At 67.0% G+C, this 16,910-nt stretch carries 15 protein-coding genes; 3 read left to right on the plus strand and 12 right to left on the minus strand.

Features of this window, described 5'->3' with window-relative positions; genetic code table 11:
* Positions 1–3: 3 nt before the first annotated feature.
* The 8 genes from SPOPO_RS32480 to SPOPO_RS0106945 all read right to left on the minus strand — a co-directional run bounded on the left by SPOPO_RS32480 (position 4) and on the right by SPOPO_RS0106945 (position 8,047).
* Positions 4–387 carry a hypothetical protein gene (locus SPOPO_RS32480; RefSeq protein ID WP_019874064.1) on the minus strand — a complete coding sequence of 128 codons (384 nt, stop codon included), beginning with the start codon at positions 385–387 and terminating at the stop codon, positions 4–6.
* 129 nt (positions 388–516) lie between these two features.
* Positions 517–2,088 carry an ABC transporter substrate-binding protein gene (locus SPOPO_RS0106920; RefSeq protein WP_156869645.1) on the minus strand — a complete coding sequence of 524 codons (1,572 nt, stop codon included), beginning with the start codon at positions 2,086–2,088 and terminating at the stop codon, positions 517–519.
* 176 nt (positions 2,089–2,264) lie between these two features.
* Positions 2,265–3,560, minus strand: coding sequence for a hypothetical protein (locus tag SPOPO_RS0106925; RefSeq protein WP_020629229.1), 1,296 nt, complete (start codon positions 3,558–3,560; stop codon positions 2,265–2,267).
* Between the two features lie 56 nt (positions 3,561–3,616).
* On the minus strand, positions 3,617–4,315 hold the full coding sequence (locus SPOPO_RS0106930) for an ABC transporter ATP-binding protein (protein WP_028984575.1): 699 nt from the start codon (positions 4,313–4,315) through the stop codon (positions 3,617–3,619).
* Positions 4,308–5,075 (minus strand): ABC transporter ATP-binding protein, encoded by a 768-nt coding sequence (locus tag SPOPO_RS32485; protein WP_051098296.1) that lies wholly within the window; start codon positions 5,073–5,075, stop codon positions 4,308–4,310. The genes SPOPO_RS0106930 and SPOPO_RS32485 overlap by 8 nt, the downstream gene beginning before the upstream one ends.
* Complete coding sequence (locus SPOPO_RS31920) at positions 5,072–7,162, minus strand: branched-chain amino acid ABC transporter permease (RefSeq protein WP_169577167.1); 2,091 nt, start codon at positions 7,160–7,162, stop codon at positions 5,072–5,074. Before SPOPO_RS31920 ends, SPOPO_RS32485 begins: the two co-directional genes overlap by 4 nt.
* Positions 7,159–7,569, minus strand: coding sequence for a hypothetical protein (locus tag SPOPO_RS28175; RefSeq protein ID WP_019874067.1), 411 nt, complete (start codon positions 7,567–7,569; stop codon positions 7,159–7,161). The genes SPOPO_RS31920 and SPOPO_RS28175 overlap by 4 nt, the downstream gene beginning before the upstream one ends.
* Before the next feature lie 79 nt (positions 7,570–7,648).
* Positions 7,649–8,047 (minus strand): hypothetical protein, encoded by a 399-nt coding sequence (locus SPOPO_RS0106945; RefSeq protein WP_019874068.1) that lies wholly within the window; start codon positions 8,045–8,047, stop codon positions 7,649–7,651.
* A 457-nt stretch (positions 8,048–8,504) separates the two neighbouring features.
* On the opposite strand from SPOPO_RS0106945, the gene SPOPO_RS28180 reads away from it, so the two are divergent.
* On the plus strand, positions 8,505–9,227 hold the full coding sequence (locus SPOPO_RS28180) for a TetR/AcrR family transcriptional regulator (RefSeq protein ID WP_019874069.1): 723 nt from the start codon (positions 8,505–8,507) through the stop codon (positions 9,225–9,227).
* 415 nt (positions 9,228–9,642) lie between these two features.
* Here SPOPO_RS28180 and SPOPO_RS0106955 read toward each other — a convergent pair whose 3' ends face one another.
* The 3 genes from SPOPO_RS0106955 to SPOPO_RS0106965 form a co-directional block, all read right to left on the minus strand.
* Positions 9,643–10,551, minus strand: coding sequence for an IS3 family transposase (locus SPOPO_RS0106955; RefSeq protein WP_019874070.1), 909 nt, complete (start codon positions 10,549–10,551; stop codon positions 9,643–9,645).
* Complete coding sequence (locus SPOPO_RS0106960; protein WP_019874071.1) at positions 10,548–10,841, minus strand: transposase; 294 nt, start codon at positions 10,839–10,841, stop codon at positions 10,548–10,550. Before SPOPO_RS0106960 ends, SPOPO_RS0106955 begins: the two co-directional genes overlap by 4 nt.
* Positions 10,842–11,028: 187 nt before the next feature.
* A complete protein-coding gene (locus SPOPO_RS0106965; RefSeq protein ID WP_019874072.1) occupies positions 11,029–12,768 on the minus strand; it encodes an ATP-binding protein in 1,740 nt (579 codons plus the stop codon).
* Positions 12,769–12,919: 151 nt separating this feature from the next.
* Between SPOPO_RS0106965 and SPOPO_RS28185 the strand changes: the two genes are divergently transcribed.
* Entirely contained in the window at positions 12,920–14,836 is a 1,917-nt protein-coding gene (locus tag SPOPO_RS28185) for a TOTE conflict system archaeo-eukaryotic primase domain-containing protein (RefSeq protein ID WP_156869649.1), read from the plus strand.
* Between the two features lie 95 nt (positions 14,837–14,931).
* Here SPOPO_RS28185 and SPOPO_RS34245 read toward each other — a convergent pair whose 3' ends face one another.
* The gene (locus SPOPO_RS34245; RefSeq protein WP_019874074.1) at positions 14,932–15,078 is read right to left on the minus strand and encodes a hypothetical protein; all 147 of its coding nucleotides are present in this window, start codon (positions 15,076–15,078) and stop codon (positions 14,932–14,934) included.
* 185 nt (positions 15,079–15,263) lie between these two features.
* On the opposite strand from SPOPO_RS34245, the gene SPOPO_RS0106980 reads away from it, so the two are divergent.
* Positions 15,264–16,910 carry a PucR family transcriptional regulator gene (locus tag SPOPO_RS0106980; protein ID WP_156869651.1) on the plus strand — a complete coding sequence of 549 codons (1,647 nt, stop codon included), beginning with the start codon at positions 15,264–15,266 and terminating at the stop codon, positions 16,908–16,910.

Below are 16,910 nucleotides of genomic sequence, written 5' to 3' on the forward strand. Positions count from 1 at the left end.
GCGTCACGTGCCTGCCTCCGATCGCCTCGATGTGGAAGCCCCTGCTTGCTCGCCATCCTCCACGCGGTCGCACATACTCTCGAACCACCACGTGACCGCACCCGGACCCAAGGCCGCGCTGATCGGCATGGCTTCGGTGCGGACCGCGGCCAGCAGGAACTCCTCCGCCTCCTCGCGTCGATCGGCATCCACCTCATAGATCGCCAGGTAGGGGGCCGGTGGCGGATTGCGCGAGAGTTTGCTCGGCACGAAATGAAAGCGCTGCGCCGCCGTGAAACCGGCGGCGGCGAGAACGTCGCCCAGGTGTCGGTTGGTGTACCAGTCGTTGTACTGGTCCTCGCGGCCCGGGATCGGTTCGGTGAGGACCACCAACAGAGCGATTGCCATGGAGGTCGAGCCTTCGGCTAGAGATGGAACGAGCGCCGTACTCGCGGTTTTGTCTGCCTTGCTGCGGCGCCAACGCAGGTGTGCCGGGCGCGCAGGCGCCCGGCACACGTCGCTAGCTCTCTACTTCTGTCAGCCCTTCGCCTGCGGGTCGCTCGGCGCGACGATGTCCGTGCAGGTCGGCTTTGAGGTCACCGACTTCCAGCTGTTCCCGTCCTCGCTGGAGATCGCGGCGAACAGGCAGTACGGGACCCGGGGATTCTGGTCCTTGCCAAAGATGCGAGGCCCGGTGAGCCCACCGAGTTCGGTGAACTTCTGGCCCTTGAACTGCCACAGCGTGTCCAGCAACTGTTGGGTCGTCGGCTTGTCCGGCGAGAGACCCGCGGAGGCCGCCAGCATCAGCGCGCCGGCCGTCCAGCCGAGGCTCGCGGCACCGCCGGTGTCGAAGCCGGGGTCGAACTTGCGAACCTGCGCCTGGTAGTACTTCTCGGCCGGAGTCGAGCTCGCCATCCAACCGAACACATTCAGCGGCACATAGGAGTTTCCGAGCCATTTGCTGCCCAGGAACTGCTTCTCGTTGCCGACGCCCAGCGGGTGACCCATGGCCTTCGGGAAGAACCCGACCTGTTCACACGAGCGCGCGATGCGTTTCATGGAGGCGGCGTCCATGTTGAGGCCCACCGCTTCGACGCCGGCGTTCTTCATCTCCAGGCACTGCTGGACGAAGGACGGCTGTGTCAGGGAGACCTGGGAAGAGACCTTGACGACTGCGCCCATCTTCGGGGCCAGGTCGTTGAACGCGCGCGCGGTGTCGGAGCAGGAACGCGGAACCTCGATGCAGTAGAAGAGGCCGACGTTCTTCACCTTGTAGTGCTTCGTCGCGCCGTAGAGGAATCCGTACGCGATCGACTGCTGCGGAGCGCCCTGCGGGAACATCAACGGGTTCGTGAACCAGGTGCTGTTCGTGACGTCGGAGCCGATGATCGGGATGCCGGTGCGCCTGATGATCGGCGCCACCGCGTCGACGGTCAGGACCTGAATGTTGCCCACGAAAGCAAGGATCTTCTTGCTCGAGATCATGTTCTGGACCTTGGTCGACGCTGTCGACGGGTCGCCTTGGTCGTCGTCGAAGTACAGCTTGATCTTGTGGCCGTTCAGGCCCCCACACGCGTTGGTGGAGGCGACCCACACGTTCAGCGCGTTGACGACGGGGGAGAACAGTTCGCCCAGCACGCCGGAGAGGGTGCTGACGTTGCCCAGCGGCACTTCGGACAACGTGGCCGGCTTGCACGGACCGTTGCCACCGAACATGGGGTGGCTCGCCACCAGCTTCTCGACCGGCGAACCGCTCGCGGCGGCGGCGCCGGCCGCGTTTCCACCGGCGGGCTTCTTGCCGCCCTGATTGCCCGCGGGCTGGTTCGCGGTGGTGTCACCCGCGGGGGCTGCACCGTCGGTAGTCGTGGTTCCGGGGGCGGTTCCGCCGGTCGTGCCGGTCGTCGCGACCGCGGCCGGGACCTCGGCACCTGTCTCGGTCGAGGTCGTGCCCGGGTCGGTGACCGCGCCCGGTTCGGTCTGGACGGTAGAACCATCCGTTCCGGTGGCGGCGTCCGTGACGTCCGAGCCGCCACAACCGGCCACGAGCGCGAGCGCGCAGACGCCGGCGACCGCGGCGGTCGTCAACTTCCGCAATCTTGGTGTTGCCATGGGGGGCTCCTTCGTCAGGGGCGACAAGCGGTGGGACGGGGCACGAGGCCGCCGTCGGCGCGTGATGGAAATAACTTACGAACGACCGTTCGAGGCGCGTCAAGGGTGATCTCGGAACCAGGAGAAATCGTTATCAAACGGCTGGGAACGACCGTTCGCTCTCCGGGGCGGTGCGTCTACGCAGCGTGCGAGCTCGCGAACCGCGTGAACAGGAAGTGGGAGCCGACGAGGGCGGCACCGGCGACGAGGAGCATGGCGTAGAGCCATTCGCTGTGCTCGCCCGTTTGCCCAGCAACGGGCACGAAGCCGAGCGTCCTGGGCAGCTCTTCACCGGACGCTGTTCCGACGATGTCACTTGGTACCGGAGCGAGCGTTCCGCCCTCGGTAATGGTGGCGACGGTGGCGGGAGTTCCGGCCGCCTCCGTCGCCAACTCGGGCGAGAGGCCGGCGGCATCCAGTCCGGAGACGTTGTCAGTCACGTCGGAACCTGCGCCGGCGTCGGCTGATGCCCCGTCAACATTGCCGCCAACATTGCCGGCAGATGGGGAGTTGTTCGTGGTGCCGTATCCCAAGGTCGCCACCGAGGCGCCCACCTTCGCCCGGCCGAGGATGTACTTGACGGTGAAGGTGCCGGCACCTGTCGGACTGGCTTGAGTGGCGGTGACCATCAGACCCCCGATGGAGTAGATGGTCTTGCCGGTGGCGTCCTTGCTGGTGACGACCGGCGCGAGATCGATCTGGATGCCGGCGTTCTTCAGGGCGCTGTTGGCTTGACCGAGGGCATCCTTGCTGGACATCCCCTGGCCGAGGTAGCGGAAGCCGTTCTGGTCGAAGCCGAACTCCTGGCCGTTGACCGCGAAGCGACCGAACGTCTTGCTCTCGATCTTGGCCGGTTTACCGACGGTCTGGGTAATGGAGGCCAGGGCGGTGGAGTTGCCGACCTCCAAAGGACCGGTGACAAATCCCGCCGAGCTGCCCGAAGCGACCGCTGAGACCGAGGTGCCCTTGCTCTCGGTGGCGGCGTTCGCGGTCTGTTGCTGGTTCGGCGCTGGAATCGTGGCCGGGGCACCGTAGGAGGCGGAGGAGGTGGCACTGGTCGGAGTACTGACCGACTTGATGCGCCCGTATCCGAAGTCCTCCTCGGCCTCCGGGGTTCCGCTGGAGGACGTGGACACGTAGCCGGGGAGCACAGCGAAGGGCAACTGCACCTGGCCGAGCCCGAACTGGTTCGGAACACCGTTGACGGTGCCCGGCGCATGCTGCGCGGTGCTGCCCCAGTACGGCATTCCGGCAAAGCCGTCGCTGCCACCACTGTTGGTCGTCCGGGCGGACGCGGTGAGCGAACCGGCGTCGTTGTTGGGCGAGACGGGGATCTCGTCGCCGTTGACCTCGAAGTAGAAGGCGTCCCCGCGTGCTTCGAGGTTGAACCGGGTGTCCTCGGCAGAGGCGGTGCCCGACAGGCCGACGATCATCGCCGAGGCACCGATCGTCCCGAGCGCGGTGAGGGCAAGTGCCCAACGAGGCGCCCTCATGACGCCAGGGACCCGAGGTAGCTGTTCATGATTGTCTCCTCACTGATTTCGGCGGGTTCACCGGCGAAACTGATGCGTCCTCGATCGAGGATGTAGACGTAATCGGCCATCTTCAGCGCCTGTCCGACGTACTGCTCGACCAGCAACTGGGCGATGCCCTGCCGCCCGAGATCGGTCAGGTAGTCGAAGATCTCTTCGACGATCTTGGGGGCCAGACCCATCGAGACCTCGTCGAGAAGCACCACGCGCGGGTTGCCGACGTAGGCGTGGGCCAGGGCGAGCATCTGCTGTTCGCCCCCGCTCATGGTCCCGGCGATCTGGCGGGCTCGCTCGCCCAGACGCGGGAAGGTGCCGGTAGCGGTGGCGAAGGCCTTCCGGAACTCGCCGGGCGGGCTCTGCAGGAGCAGGTTGTCCCCGACCGTCAACGACGGGAAGATCCCGCGACCTTCCGGGACGTGGATGATTCCCTGACGCGCCATCTTGTAGGGGGCGTAGCTGGTGACATCCCGACCGTCGATCACGATATGACCCGAGTAGGGCTTCAGCAGGCCGGAAGCGACCCGGAGCAAGGTGGTCTTTCCCGCGCCGTTGGGGCCGAGCAGGGCGACGGTCGCGTTGTCCGGAACCACCAGCGAGACGTCCCGGAGCACCGTCCCGGTGTCGTAGCCGGCCGTGATGTTGCGCAACTCAAGCAACGGAGACCTCCCCGAGGTAGGCAGCCTTGACCAGATCGCTGCTCAGGGCCTCGCGCGTGGTCCCGGAGTAGATGATCTTGCCGAAGTCCAGGACGTAGATCTGTTGGCAGATCTCGGAGACCAAGGCCATGTCGTGCTCGACGATGAGGATGCCGTTCCCGGTCTCGGACACCCAGTCGGTCAGGACCTTGCCGAACGCGTGTGTCTCGGACACGTCCAGGCCCGACGAAGGCTCATCGAGCAATAGGAACTTGAAGGGGGTCGCAATGGCCCGAGCCAGCTCGACCAGGCGACGCTGGCCCGTCGAGAGGTCGCCCACCACCCGGTCTCCGAGCCCGCTGAGTCCGCAGCGGTCCAGCGCTTCCTCGGCGCGCGCGTGGATCTGCCGGGTCTCCTTACGGGTCGAGTACAGCAGGCCCAGTGGGCGTAAGCTCGAGTAGAAGGCCGACGGCCCGCACCGCACGTTCTCCCGCACCGACAGGCTTTCGAACAGTTCCATCCGCTGGAACGTCCGGCCGAGCCCGTGATGAGCCCGGTTCGAGGTGCGGTGCCCGTGCAGGTCGTGATCACCGAGCCGGACGGTGCCCGACAACGGACGATTCCGCCCGGTACAGGCGTTGAAGAACGTGGTCTTGCCGGCACCGTTGGGGCCGATCAACCCCGTGATCTGACCCGCTTTGGCGTACAGCGACACATCGTTGACGGCGACGATGCCGCCGAAGCGCACCGTCACGTTGGCGACATCCAGGTCGACAGTCATGACCGCGACGCCTCCTGCGATCCGGCGAGGACCAATGACCGATCGTCATCCTGACGCACCGTCACGACCTGGATCGGTGGCGCGTTCAACCGGGACGGGAATCCCAACGTTCCAAGCTCCCCGTCCTCGCGCTCGACGGCTCGACGGCCACGCAGCGCACCGAAGTTGAGGGCGGGCCAGATTGCCACCAGGATCGCCAGCGCTCCGAACATCACGCCCCGATACTCGATCATCGTGGGGTGGTCGAACGGCGGGTAGATCTTCACGACCTGGAAGGCGAACGCAGCCAGCAGGGGGGACAGGATCGGTCGACGTCCGCAGAAGCCCAGGACCGCCACGAAGATCAACGAGGTGGTGTAGTCGAACGTGCCACCGGAGGATCCACTGGCCGACTGGGTCACCCCGGCCAGAACACCCCCGCCGATGCCGGCGATGAAGGCCGACAGGCAGAAGACGATCACGCGCATCGCGTTGGTGTTGGCCCCGTGCGCGGACAGTGCGACCGGCGAGTCCGACATGGCGCGGAGGAGGGTTCCGAGGCGGCTCCGCCGAACAACCAGCACGATCGCGGCCACCAGGAACAGGACGGCCAACGCGAGGTAGTAGTAGTTCCGCTCGTTGTTGAAGTCGACCCCGAACAGCGGCGCGGCCGTCCCTTCGATCGGCTCGGCCGTGGCCGTGCCGGGCACGTAGAAATCCGTTCCCGGCCGCGGATGCTGGACCAGTGCACCGGTGTCGAACATGACCGGGGCCAGGTAGAACGCCTGCTGGAGCAGGATTCCGAAACCGAACGTGGCCACGGCGACGTAGATCCCGGCCAGACGGATGGCGGGGATCGCCACGATCGCCCCGAAGGGAACCGCGATCAGGCCGCCGAGCAGGATCGCCACCGGCCAGGAGACGGTGTTCCCACCGACGAAGGGCAGCCAGTCGAAGAACCCGAACGTCATCAACTTGCCCGACGCCACCGCCCCGATCGCCGCGAAGCCCATGTGCGCCAGCGAGATCATGCCGGACATGTAGAGCAACATGCCGAGCGACAGGAAGATGATCCCGTAAGCGACGAAGGCGCTGTACACGGTGATGTCGGCATCCCGCACGACGTGAGGAACCGCGAGCAGGGTCACGGCGAGCGCCGTCAAGCCGGCGGCGGTCACCCGCGGCGAGAACGCCCGCGGGGGCTCGAAGCGCCGCGCGTTACGTACTCCGCGTTCGGTGAGGAGGCGAGCCGGCACCAGGAGGAAGACCAGCAGCAACACGAGGAACGGAATGTTGCGCGGCAGGCTCTGCAGGAACAGCGAATCGGTCTTCTGCGTCAACGACGGGAAGTAGTTGACCATGATGCCGATGGCGAAGGCACCACCGACGGTGAGCGGCAGGTTCTCGAACAGCCCGACCGCGGCCGCGCCGTATGCGGCGATGACGATCAGAACCAGAACGTTGACCGAGACGCCCAGCTTGGGGGCCAGCAGCATTCCGGAGGTCGAGGCGAAGCAGCAGCCGAGCACCCAGGAGAGTCGACGGACGGCCGACGGGTTCGACTTCTGCAACGCCAGCAGGTTGGGGTCGTCCACCACGGCCGTCATGGCCTTGCCCATCCGTGTGCGGCCGAAGAACAGGAACAGCGCGAGCGCCGCGCCCAGGCAGAACGCCGTCACCATCATGTCGCCGTAGGAGATCGTCACGTCCCCCACGCGCGGACCGTTGGTCGGCAGGAAGTCCCCGGCCTTCTTGTCCGCCGATCCGTAGATCGCCGTCATCAGCGACTGCAGGAGGACCAGGAGGCCGACCGTCGCCACGACCGTTGTCACCGTGGGCGCCGCGGCGAGCAAGGTCGCCAGGCGTTCCAACAGCAACCCGCCGACGACACCGACCAGCAGCAGACTCAGCACGAACGCGACCGGCCAGGGCCAGTTCTGCTCGACGTAACCCTCGTAGAACAAGTAGGCCGCCGTGGCCGCCAAGGCGCCGTGCGCGAAGTTGAACACCCCGGAGGTCTTGTAGGTCAGCACGAGGCCCAGTGCTGCCAGCGCGTACACGGACCCGTCGGCGATGCCGGGGACCAGATAGTTCAGGAACTCATTCACGGCTTGCACACCCCGCACGCTCGACGACCTGCACGCTCATGAACCGCCCGCTCGGCCGCTGCCCACGCACGACCCGTCGCCATCGGACAGTCCGCGCGGTGGAAGTGGACCAACCCGTCCCCCGCGACCAGCGCGGTCGACTCCGCGGGGACCGCCACGACCGGCACCTCGACCGCGGCGGCCGGAACCGCTCCCAGCACCCGAATCCGACGCGTCGTCACCGCGCGACGGCCCGCGACCAGTAGGAGAGCCCCGGCTGCGTTCCCGACCAGCACACCGGCGATGGCGATGTTCATCCCGGGGACTTGGTCGTCGTACAGCTTCTCGTCGGCCACCATGCCGGTGCCGGTCAGGAACAGAGCCGCGCCCACGAGCGTCAGCACCCCGAAGATCACATACGCCGACATCGGCCACGGGGATCCCGCCGTCGCCGTCGACTCGATCCGCCCCGTAGGGGCGCGGTGGACGCTCGCCCCGCGCGCCGGACTACGCGTGCTCACGGGAGCGAACCGAGTGCGCGAGGGTGCTGTCGAGATCGGTGGCCGACCCGTTCTCGGGCGCAACGGGGGCGCTCTCGCGCCCCGTTGACGTGCCCGCCGACGCAGGAGCGTCCATCCACCGCAGGACCCCGTCCGCGAGCGCCCGCTCGATCCGGTCCAGCTTGCGCCACTCGTCGCGCAGATCGGCGGAGATCCACAGGGTGGCACCCAGGCCCAGCAGGTACAGCCCGCCGAGACCGCCGGAGGTGATGAATCGCGTCTGCTCGGCCAGGAACTTGGAGTCCGCCACCTGCAGATAGCCGGCGATGAGGGAAACCGCACCGGCGAGCATCAGGCCGACGGCCGCGACCCGATCCCATTGACTCTTCAGGACCTTCCAGTCCACGACATCTCCCGAGATAGGCGGTGCGGGCCTGCGCGACCCGCGCTTGTAGGTGTTCCACGTAACAAACGAACGCCCGTTCGGTGAGTCTGGGCGACGAACCGGTCGGTGTCAACACATTCCGGGCGGTGGTGCTGTCTCGCCCGCGCGGAGGCCGAGCACCGGCGCCGGGCGGCGCGGCAAGGGCGTTCGTCGGCGCCGTTTCTGCACGGACCCGATGGGTCGACGGGGCGCGGACGGGGACGTTGCGCACCGGCATTGACTAGCGGCGACGGTCACGGTGAGTGATCAGGGACCTGCTGCGCGCCGCTAAGATCGGTCACGCGTCGGGCGCCGTGCCGAAGCGCAATTTCGCGCCCGGCGGGCTCAATAACGCAGAATGGCAGCGACGTTTCCGCCGCAGCGAGGCGACGGCCCCCGTCACGGCCCAGCACGGACCCGCAAGCGAGGAGACCGAGGGATGGCCATCGCCAAGCGATCGGCGCACGGATCGTCCACCCGCCCCGCTGTTCCGGAAGCGATCGTCCGCGAAGCCATCCGGCTGTTCGGGGAGCACAGCTATCCCGTGGTCGGGATGCGCGACCTGAGCAAAGCCGTCGGGTTGCAACCCGGCAGCCTGTACGCGCACATCCGCAGCAAGGAGGAACTGCTCCTCGCGATCGTCGAAGAGGGCATCACCAACTACATCGACGCGATTTCCGAAGCGATCGATACCGACGAGCCGGCCGACATCAAACTGCGCGCCGCCATCCGCGCGCACATGCGGGTCCTCGCGGAGACGGTCGAACAGACCAAGGTCACCTTTAACCAGTGGCGCTACCTGGGCCCCGACGGCCAGGCCCGGGCCCTGGCGCTGCGGCAGGAGTACGAAGACCTGTTCCTCGGCGTGGCGCAGCAGGGGATCAAGGACGGGGTCCTGCGTCCCGTGCCGCACCTTAAGGCGGCTCTGTTGTCCATCATCGGCGGGCTGAACTTCGCCGCTGAGTGGTACAACCCGGCCAAGCCGGAGACCCCGGAGGGCCTGGCCGACGCCGTGGCGGATCTCCTCCTCGAGGGGCTCGCCACGAATCGGACGTCCCGTAGCTCGGCTGCCCGGGCGAAGACATCGGCCAACGGCAGGACCAAGGCCACGAAGGACCCCGCCCCGCCCGCCGACCAGGCCGCCAGCAGGCGGCGACGCTGACGGCGTACGGAGTGCTCGCGAGGCATCGAAAAGGCATCAAGAACTCCGACAACCGCTGACATCCGTCGGCGCCGACTGACACGAGCGCCCAGCTCAACGGCATGATCCAGTGCCGTCCGATACTGGCTGATTCGCTGTATCCGCGTTCGGGACGAAGAGGTCGTGGGTTCAAATCCCGCCACCCCGACAGATAAAACCGCAGCTCAGAGGCCCTTTTCCGTCCGGGAAGAGGGCCTCGGTGCTGTGCGAACTCATCAGAAACTCATCAAAACTCATCGAGAGTCATCGGCGTGACGAAGCCGCAGTCACGCCCTCGGCCGCCATGCGCTCGTCAACGATCGAGAGCGCACGAACGCTGACCTGCACCTTTGCCGCCGGCCGTTCTGAGAATCCCCTCATTTCGTGGAGGGTTCCGTTATGCAGCTGATGGTGCGTCAGTGAGCATCATTTCGTATCGGACCGGTGGCAGTCCAGCCGCGGTGGTGTGCCGGCGGCGATGGTTGTAGAACTCGTAGCACCAAGGTCCGATGACCGCGCGGGCTTCGGCCTTTGTCGCGAACGTGTGCCGGGACAGGACCTCGTGTTCAAGGGTGGAGAAGAACGATTCCGCGGCTGCGTTGTCGAAACACGACCCGACCCTGCCCATCGACTGGCGGATCCCGAGCTGCTCGGCGCACAGGCGCCGGAAGTCCTTGGCGGTGTAGGTCGAGCCGCGGTCGGTGTGGAAGATGACACCCTCGATCACCGACCGGCCACCGCGCACAGCAGCGGCGATCTTGATCGCATCCGCAGCCAGCACCGCGTCCGGGTGCTCGCTCATCGCCGCGGCCAGCAGCCGCCGCGAGTACAGGTCGATCACGGTCGCCAGGTAGAGCTTGCCCTCCCCGGTCGGGACCTCGGTCATGTCCCCGCACCACTTGCGGTTCGGCGCCGCTGCGCTGAAGTCACGGCCCAGCAGGTCCGGGAACTTCGGCGCGGCCTTGTCCTGGCGCGTCAATCCCTTATACCGCTTGGGTTTGCGCCCGAACAGGTACTGGCGGCGCATCGAGTCCGCGACGGTGTTCACGCTGACCTGCCAGCCGGCCTCAACCAGATCCAGATGGATCCGCGGCGATCCGTAAATGCCCCCCGAGGCCTCGAAGCACCGCCGCACCTCAGCATCGAGCAGGGCCCGGCGCTGGGCCCGCACCGTCGGGGCCGGGTTCCCGACCCGCGCCAGCCACTTGTAGAACCACGACACGCTCACCCCGAGGATGGCGCAGCAGACCGCGTGGGGCACCCGATAGGAGGTCCTCTGGTCGGCGATGAAGCCCGCCACGCTCACTTCGTCGCCTCCTTCACCCACAGGACCACGGAGCGCTTGAGGACATCACGTTCCATCCGCAGCTCGGCGACCTCCGCGCGCAGCCGCTTGAGCTCGGCCAGGTCATCGGCCGTGAGCTGCCCGTTCCCGCCCTCGCTGGCCCGGTCCCGGGCGACCCAGTTCCCCAGCGTGCCCTCGTTGATGCCCAAGTCCCGCGCGATCGCCGCGATGGACTTGCCCGGGTTCTCCCGGACCAGCCGCACCGCCCCCTCACGGAACTCGGCGTCGAACTTCCTTCTCGTCTCTGACATGGCTACTCCTCATAGCTCATGCCTCCACGGAAGTGGGGGATTTCCATTCCGGTCGGCAGCTCCACGCGGCCGATTTCCTTGGCGCCATGCTTCGTCGCTGACGAGGTTGTCGTAAACGTGCGGACCATGCCCGTGGACGGACGTGGCAGCGAGACCCGTGCCCGCGTTTTCGTCGCAGCGCGTGGTGTCAGAGGTCCAGCGGGAGCTCTTGCTCGGTCGCTGTCTTGCCCCGACGCCGCCGGTCGGGTGCCGGCGGAAACGTACGGCCAGGGCCGTACTCCACACCCGGTCCACGTTGCGCCTGGGAGGTCTTGACCAACAGTTCGCGGTCAACCTGGCCGGCGAGGATCTGTCGAGCACGAGGCATGGATACGTTGAAGAGGTTCTGCACGGTCGCGTTGGTGATTCGCCCGTACTCCCGAACGTGGGCGATGACGCGTCGATCGATCTCGTCCATCGTGCGTCGGGCGTAGGTGATCGCACTGCCCAGCTGCCTCAACGGCTCTTCCCGGAGGCGGTAGTGCGGGTGGGCGGCTCGCATGGATTGCCGAGTCGGCTCGACGATCGCGAACGGCTCAGACGCAAGCCGGCGCAACGCTGCCTCGGCTTCCGCCGCGCTCTTCTGGAGCAGCGAAGCCAAGGTCGGGGCGTGCACCGTCTTCGTGCCACACAAGCGCAGGAGGATGAGCATGGCGTCGGTGTCATCGCGGATGGACGCCGGCAACGTGCCCACGTAACGGGCGACGTTGACGTCCGGGGCGCCCCCAACCAGGGCAACCCGCACACTGTCCAAGCCGGCGTCGATGGTGGGAGCCGGTCGGCCAGATCGAATCATCTCCCGATACATGCGATCCACCCCGCGACCGATCTCCTCCGCCAACTCCAACAAGCGCACCGCGGATGTCAGGGAGCGGTTTCGCGGGGTCGAGGGGTGAGTGAGGATGTTGTCGACGGTCACACCGGCGACCAGTGGGCCCGGCGAGGTGATCACAAGCACCGACGGCGAATGTTCCACCACGACCGGCGCGGGCGATGCCAAGTCTCGGTGCATGAGGGCATTGATGAGTGCCTCGCGGATCGCCAGCTCAGGGAAGTCCTCGACTTGAAGTTGTTGTCCGTCCGGCAACGTGACCGGGGTGAACTGACGTCGCAGTTCGAACAGCCGCATGATGTGGTCGAACGCGACGATCAGCGGCTCCTGGAAACGTTCCACCATCCTGGGCTCGCCACCCGGTGAGTCCCGGTAAAGGTAGTGAACTGTCGTACCGGCCCCCAGCAGATATTCGCCTGCCAACAGCAACCGACCATCGCCGTCGGTGAGACCGAGCGCGCGCAACAGGTCCTCGTCCGACAGCTTGGCCAGCCCGTTGCTCACCGGGCTGAGCGATGCTTGGAGGCGCTGACGGGCGCGCGCCAGCGCCCCGTTGTCGACCGCAGAGTTGTTCGCGGGTCCGGCTGACCGGTCGAAGCCTCGACGCTCGTCGCGCACGCGTTGGGCGGTCGCCGGATCCATGCCGACACAGTCCGAGCCGATCCGGTAAGGCGCGCGGCCCTTTGTGTCGGCGTAGATCTCGTCATCCGTCCGCACCGAGATCACCACTAGGCGATGGCCGCGATAGTCGATCTCCTCGACGTCGACCAGCAGCCGCGGCCTGCTGTTGTCGTAAATGTATTTCCGAAGCGCCGTGGGGTCCAGGCTCGTACCGACGAATGCCTCGCGCCCACGAACGGCGTCCTGAACTCCAAAAACGATTGAGCCCCCAGCCGTATTGGCCAGACAAAGGGCCGCGTCGAGCGCGACCCGGCCCGACTCCTTCACCGTCGCAGCGTCCTCCTTGAGGTCCAGTCGGACATCCTCGATGCTGCGTGCAAGCGCGCCGCCCCACACGGAATCAAGCGCGACCCGCACAGCATCGACCGCAGCCACGTTTCGCTCCACTTTGATAGATCACTCCACACAGTGAAGGGTACTATCAAACTTGCCACAAACTCCAGACCCGGCCGGGAGCGGGCACGACTTGCGCAGGCAGCTCGCGGAGCTCCGAAGGGAGAACGAGCGCCTCAAGAAGCTTCTGCGAATGACCAAGCACGAAGCCACACCGGCGAACAGCACACAAACAGCCTGGTTCGACCGAACACCCGGACCGGTGACGGCAGGTTCGTCGCCGGAGGCCAAGGTCGCCTTCTACTCCGCGTTGTTCGGAGCTCGCCGCGACGTGTACTCCATCCGGTGGGAGAACGAACGGCTCGGCAAGTCTGGCTGGATGCCCGCGGTCGAAGGAGGCTGGAGCAAGAGCAAGAAGGACAACCCGCGCTACCTCCCGCTGACGCCGGATGTTGTGGCCGCCCATCTGCGGGGGTCGCTACACATCGGCCTGTATCCGATGCTGCCCGGCGACGAGACCTGCTGCCTCGCAGCGGACTTCGACGGCGCCGCGGCGATGCTGGATGCACTCGCCTACCTCAAGGCAGCACGCGCACTCGGAGCACCGGCTGCACTGGAGGTCTCGCGCTCGGGGGTCGGTGCGCATGTGTGGATCCTCTTCACCGGTCCGGTCGCAGCAGCCACGGCCCGCCAACTGGGAACCGGGCTGATCCGGGAGGCGATCGCCCTTCGCGGCCGCATGGACCTCAGTTGCTACGACCGCCTCTTCCCGTCCCAAGACACGGTGCCGATTGGACGGTTCGGCAATCTGATCGCCGCGCCCTTGCATGGGATCAGCCGACGAGAGCACGGCACCACCGTGTTTCTCGAACTAGCCACACTGGAGCCGTACGACGACCAGTGGGAGTACTTGTCGACTCTCGACCGCCTGAAATCGAAACAGGTCACAGCGATCGCTGGTCGACTTCGCGAACCGACAGCCGGCGTCAAGGTTCAGCGGCTCCACACGAGAGCAGCAACGAAAACCCAGCCGCGTGCGTCGGCGCGTGTGCACCTCACCCTGAATGGCGGTGTTCATCTGCCAAGTGAGGAACTGACGCCGGCTCAGTACTCGACCCTCAAGCACGCCGCGTCGATGTCGAACCCAGACTTCTACGACCGGCAGCGCCGTCGGCAGTCGACGTGGAACATCCCGCGCTTCATCCAGTCCTTTGACGAGACCCTCGACGGTCAGCTTGTCCTGCCACGCGGCCTCCTCGACACCGTCGCCCGCGTCATCGACGAAGCTGGCAGCAAGGTCGAAGTCGACGACCAGCGGTCAAGCGGCTCGCGAATAGACGCCACGCTGACCGTCGAACTGACCTCGGCGCAACGTGTTGCCGTTGAGAATGCGCTCCCGCACGATCTCGGCGTGCTCGTCGCCCGACCGGGCTCCGGCAAGACCGTCATGGCCTGCGCAGCCATTGCCGCGCACTCCGTCTCCACCCTGGTGCTCGTGGACCGCAAGACGCTGGCGGACCAATGGCGCAGCCAGATCCAGTCGCTCCTCGGAGTGAAGCCCGGCCAGCTCGGCGGAGGCCGTTCGAAACTCAGCGGCATCGTCGACATTGCGACGCTCCAAACCCTCGCGCGACGCGACGATCTCGATGACAAGCTCGCCGGATACGGCTTGGTCGTCGTCGACGAATGCCACCACATCCCCGCTGCTGCCTTCGAGGCAGCCGTTCGCACCATCCCGGCCCGTCGCTGGCTCGGCCTCACCGCCACGCCGTACCGCCGCGACCAACTGAATGACCTCATCGCCTTCCAGTTGGGCCCGGTCCGGTACGAGTTCGGTCCTGCGGGAAGCGGGACGCTGGAGAGCTCAGCCGCCAATAGACCCGAACCCGTCCTGGTGGTCCACCCGACGGACTTCGCATGCGAGTCGCCGATCGACTTCTCCGTCCCCGGCGCCATCGCCGGCGTCCATCGCGCCCTGGCTCACGGGCGCAGAACTGACACCGGCTCAGTTCTCGACCCGGTGACCGCGTCATTAGCGGATAGGCCCGCTGCGCCTCCCTGTCGTGCTCGAGGAACAGGCCTTCCAGCGCCACGCCCACGTTGTTGCTGAGGTAGTCGATGGTGAGCTCACGCCTTTCAACTGCTCCGCGATGCGTCCCAGCCGTTCCGGGCGGTCGGCGCCTTGGCGAAGCTCGGCATCTGGAGTTAGGTGACGGCCCGGGCATACGCGAGGAGTAACGACGCGTACTCGTCGACGCACTCGCCGAGCTCGGGCGCGGTGACGGCCAGAACCTCGATCCCGTGTTCCCGCAGTTGATCACATTTCAGACGTACGTCGGATGGCGCAGACACTTTGCCCTCCCACACCAACGGACGGGGTGCGGCCTGTGCTCAGCCCACGACCCCCCGGGTCACCCGCAACCAGGTTTGTCTGCGCCCGCGATATTTACTATCGCGATACCCCGAATCCCTTCACCACCGGGAAGTATCGGTGTCCTCGCGAAGTGCCCACTGCGGCCGTGATCGAGGGTTGCGTCTTGGATTTCGCCATTGCCGACCTGCTCGAGCTGCCTCTGCTCCAGGCGAGCCGGGTGCTGAACGAGGGTGCGTTCGATCCGTACCGTCCGGTGGCCGCGTCGCTGCTGAGTGACCAGGGCTGCGAGGGCCGCGGCCTGTTCCACTCCGTCGGCTCCGACTCCCTGGACCGCGCGCTGACCGACCGTTCGGGTTGGCCCGTCCTCTGCCTGGTCGGGCCGGGCCAGGCCCCGCAGGGCCCGGAACTGACGACGCTGTTCCGCCGGGCGGCCTCCCGGCGGATCGCCCTGCTGTGGCTGGAGACGACGAGCTCAGTGGCGGAACTGCAGCCGCGTCTGCACCGCGAGCTGCTGGTGTACCACCAGGCCCAGATCGAGGCGAGCCTGCGCATCCAGCGCCGGCTGCAGGAGATCGTCGTGACCGGCGGGACCATGCAGACCATCTGCCGTGCGCTGGCCCTGGCCACCGGCAATCCCGTCAGCATCAAGACGTGTTACAACGAGGTGGTCGCGTTCTACGACGTCGGCAATCCGGACTCGGCGCGCCGGCGGACGAACGAGGCCGGGCGCGTTCCGGCCGACATCGTGACCGCCCTCAACCGCGCGGACCTGCCCGAGCAGCTGCAGCGGGAGGTGGGCGCGTTCCGCTTCGGGCCGCTGCCGGAGATCGACTACCACTCCCGCGTCATGGCCTCGATCCGCACCGAGTCCGCCCTCTGGGGCTACATCTCCATCGCCGAGACGTCCCGCAAGCTGGGCATCCTGTACCTGCAGGCCGTCGAGGCCGCCGCCAACTGCGCCTCGCTCCTGGTCTGGAAGGGCCGGGCGCTGGAGCAGCGGGCCCGAGAGCAACAGGCGCAGTACATCGGTGACCTGCTGTTCGCCGAGCAGGACCCGGAGGCGGTCGCCGCGCGCGCCGTCATGCTGGGTTACGACATCAACGACGCGGCCTCTGCCGTCGTCTTCGAGTGGGTGCCCTCGCGGCGCGCCGGACGGGTCGAGAACGGGCCGACCGATGGTCAGCTGCGCGAAGCGGCGCGGTTCATCGACACCCATCTCGCCGCGCACGGCGCGCGGGCGCTCGTCCGCTCCGTCGTGGTCGGTGGTCGCGTGGTCTGCCTGTGGCCGACCTCGGCCGACGATCCGCAGGAGGGCGCCGGCAGCGTGCTGAAGCGACTGAACACGCCCGGCTTCGACGGCGTCCGCGCCGGGATCGGCAGCCCCATCCTGCCCGGCTCCCCCTCGGAATCGGCCGCGCAGTCGTACCGGCGGGCGCTCCTGGCGTGCCGACTCACCGCCCCCGAGGTCCGCGTCGCGTCCTACGAGGACCTCGGCCTGGCGCGCATCATCGTGGAGAACCTCAGCGACGCGGAGCTGCGCGGCCTGGCGGACCGTTACCTGTGCGCGATCGAGGAGTACGACCAGCTCCACCGCGGGGAGTTGATGAGCACGCTCGCCGCGTTCTTCGCGAGCGGACGCAATTTCCCGCGGACGGCGGAGCAACTGGTCGTCCACGCGAACACGGTCAAGTACCGGCTGCGGCGCTGCTCGGAGGTCTCCGGGTTCGACCTGGAGGACCCGGCGACCGCCCTGAACGTCGAGATCGCTCTGGTGGTCCGCAACGTGCTACGGGCCACCAGAGCGAAGTAG

The organism is Sporichthya polymorpha DSM 43042, assembly GCF_000384115.1.
GTDB lineage: Bacteria > Actinomycetota > Actinomycetes > Sporichthyales > Sporichthyaceae > Sporichthya > Sporichthya polymorpha.

What these genes read in the sequence shown, in the direction of transcription:
- SPOPO_RS28185 (WP_156869649.1), top strand. Translation starts at nt 12,920, where the DNA reads ATGACCAAGCACGAAGCCACACCGGCGAACAGCACACAAACAGCCTGG.
- SPOPO_RS0106960 (WP_019874071.1), bottom strand. Translation starts at nt 10,841, where the DNA reads ATGTCAGAGACGAGAAGGAAGTTCGACGCCGAGTTCCGTGAGGGGGCG.
- SPOPO_RS28175 (WP_019874067.1), bottom strand. Translation starts at nt 7,569, where the DNA reads ATGTCGGCGTATGTGATCTTCGGGGTGCTGACGCTCGTGGGCGCGGCT.
- SPOPO_RS0106920 (WP_156869645.1), bottom strand. Translation starts at nt 2,088, where the DNA reads ATGGCAACACCAAGATTGCGGAAGTTGACGACCGCCGCGGTCGCCGGC.
- SPOPO_RS32485 (WP_051098296.1), bottom strand. Translation starts at nt 5,075, where the DNA reads ATGACTGTCGACCTGGATGTCGCCAACGTGACGGTGCGCTTCGGCGGC.
- SPOPO_RS28180 (WP_019874069.1), top strand. Translation starts at nt 8,505, where the DNA reads ATGGCCATCGCCAAGCGATCGGCGCACGGATCGTCCACCCGCCCCGCT.
- SPOPO_RS32480 (WP_019874064.1), bottom strand. Translation starts at nt 387, where the DNA reads ATGGCAATCGCTCTGTTGGTGGTCCTCACCGAACCGATCCCGGGCCGC.
- SPOPO_RS0106925 (WP_020629229.1), bottom strand. Translation starts at nt 3,560, where the DNA reads ATGATCGTCGGCCTGTCGGGCACCGCCTCTGCCGAGGACACCCGGTTC.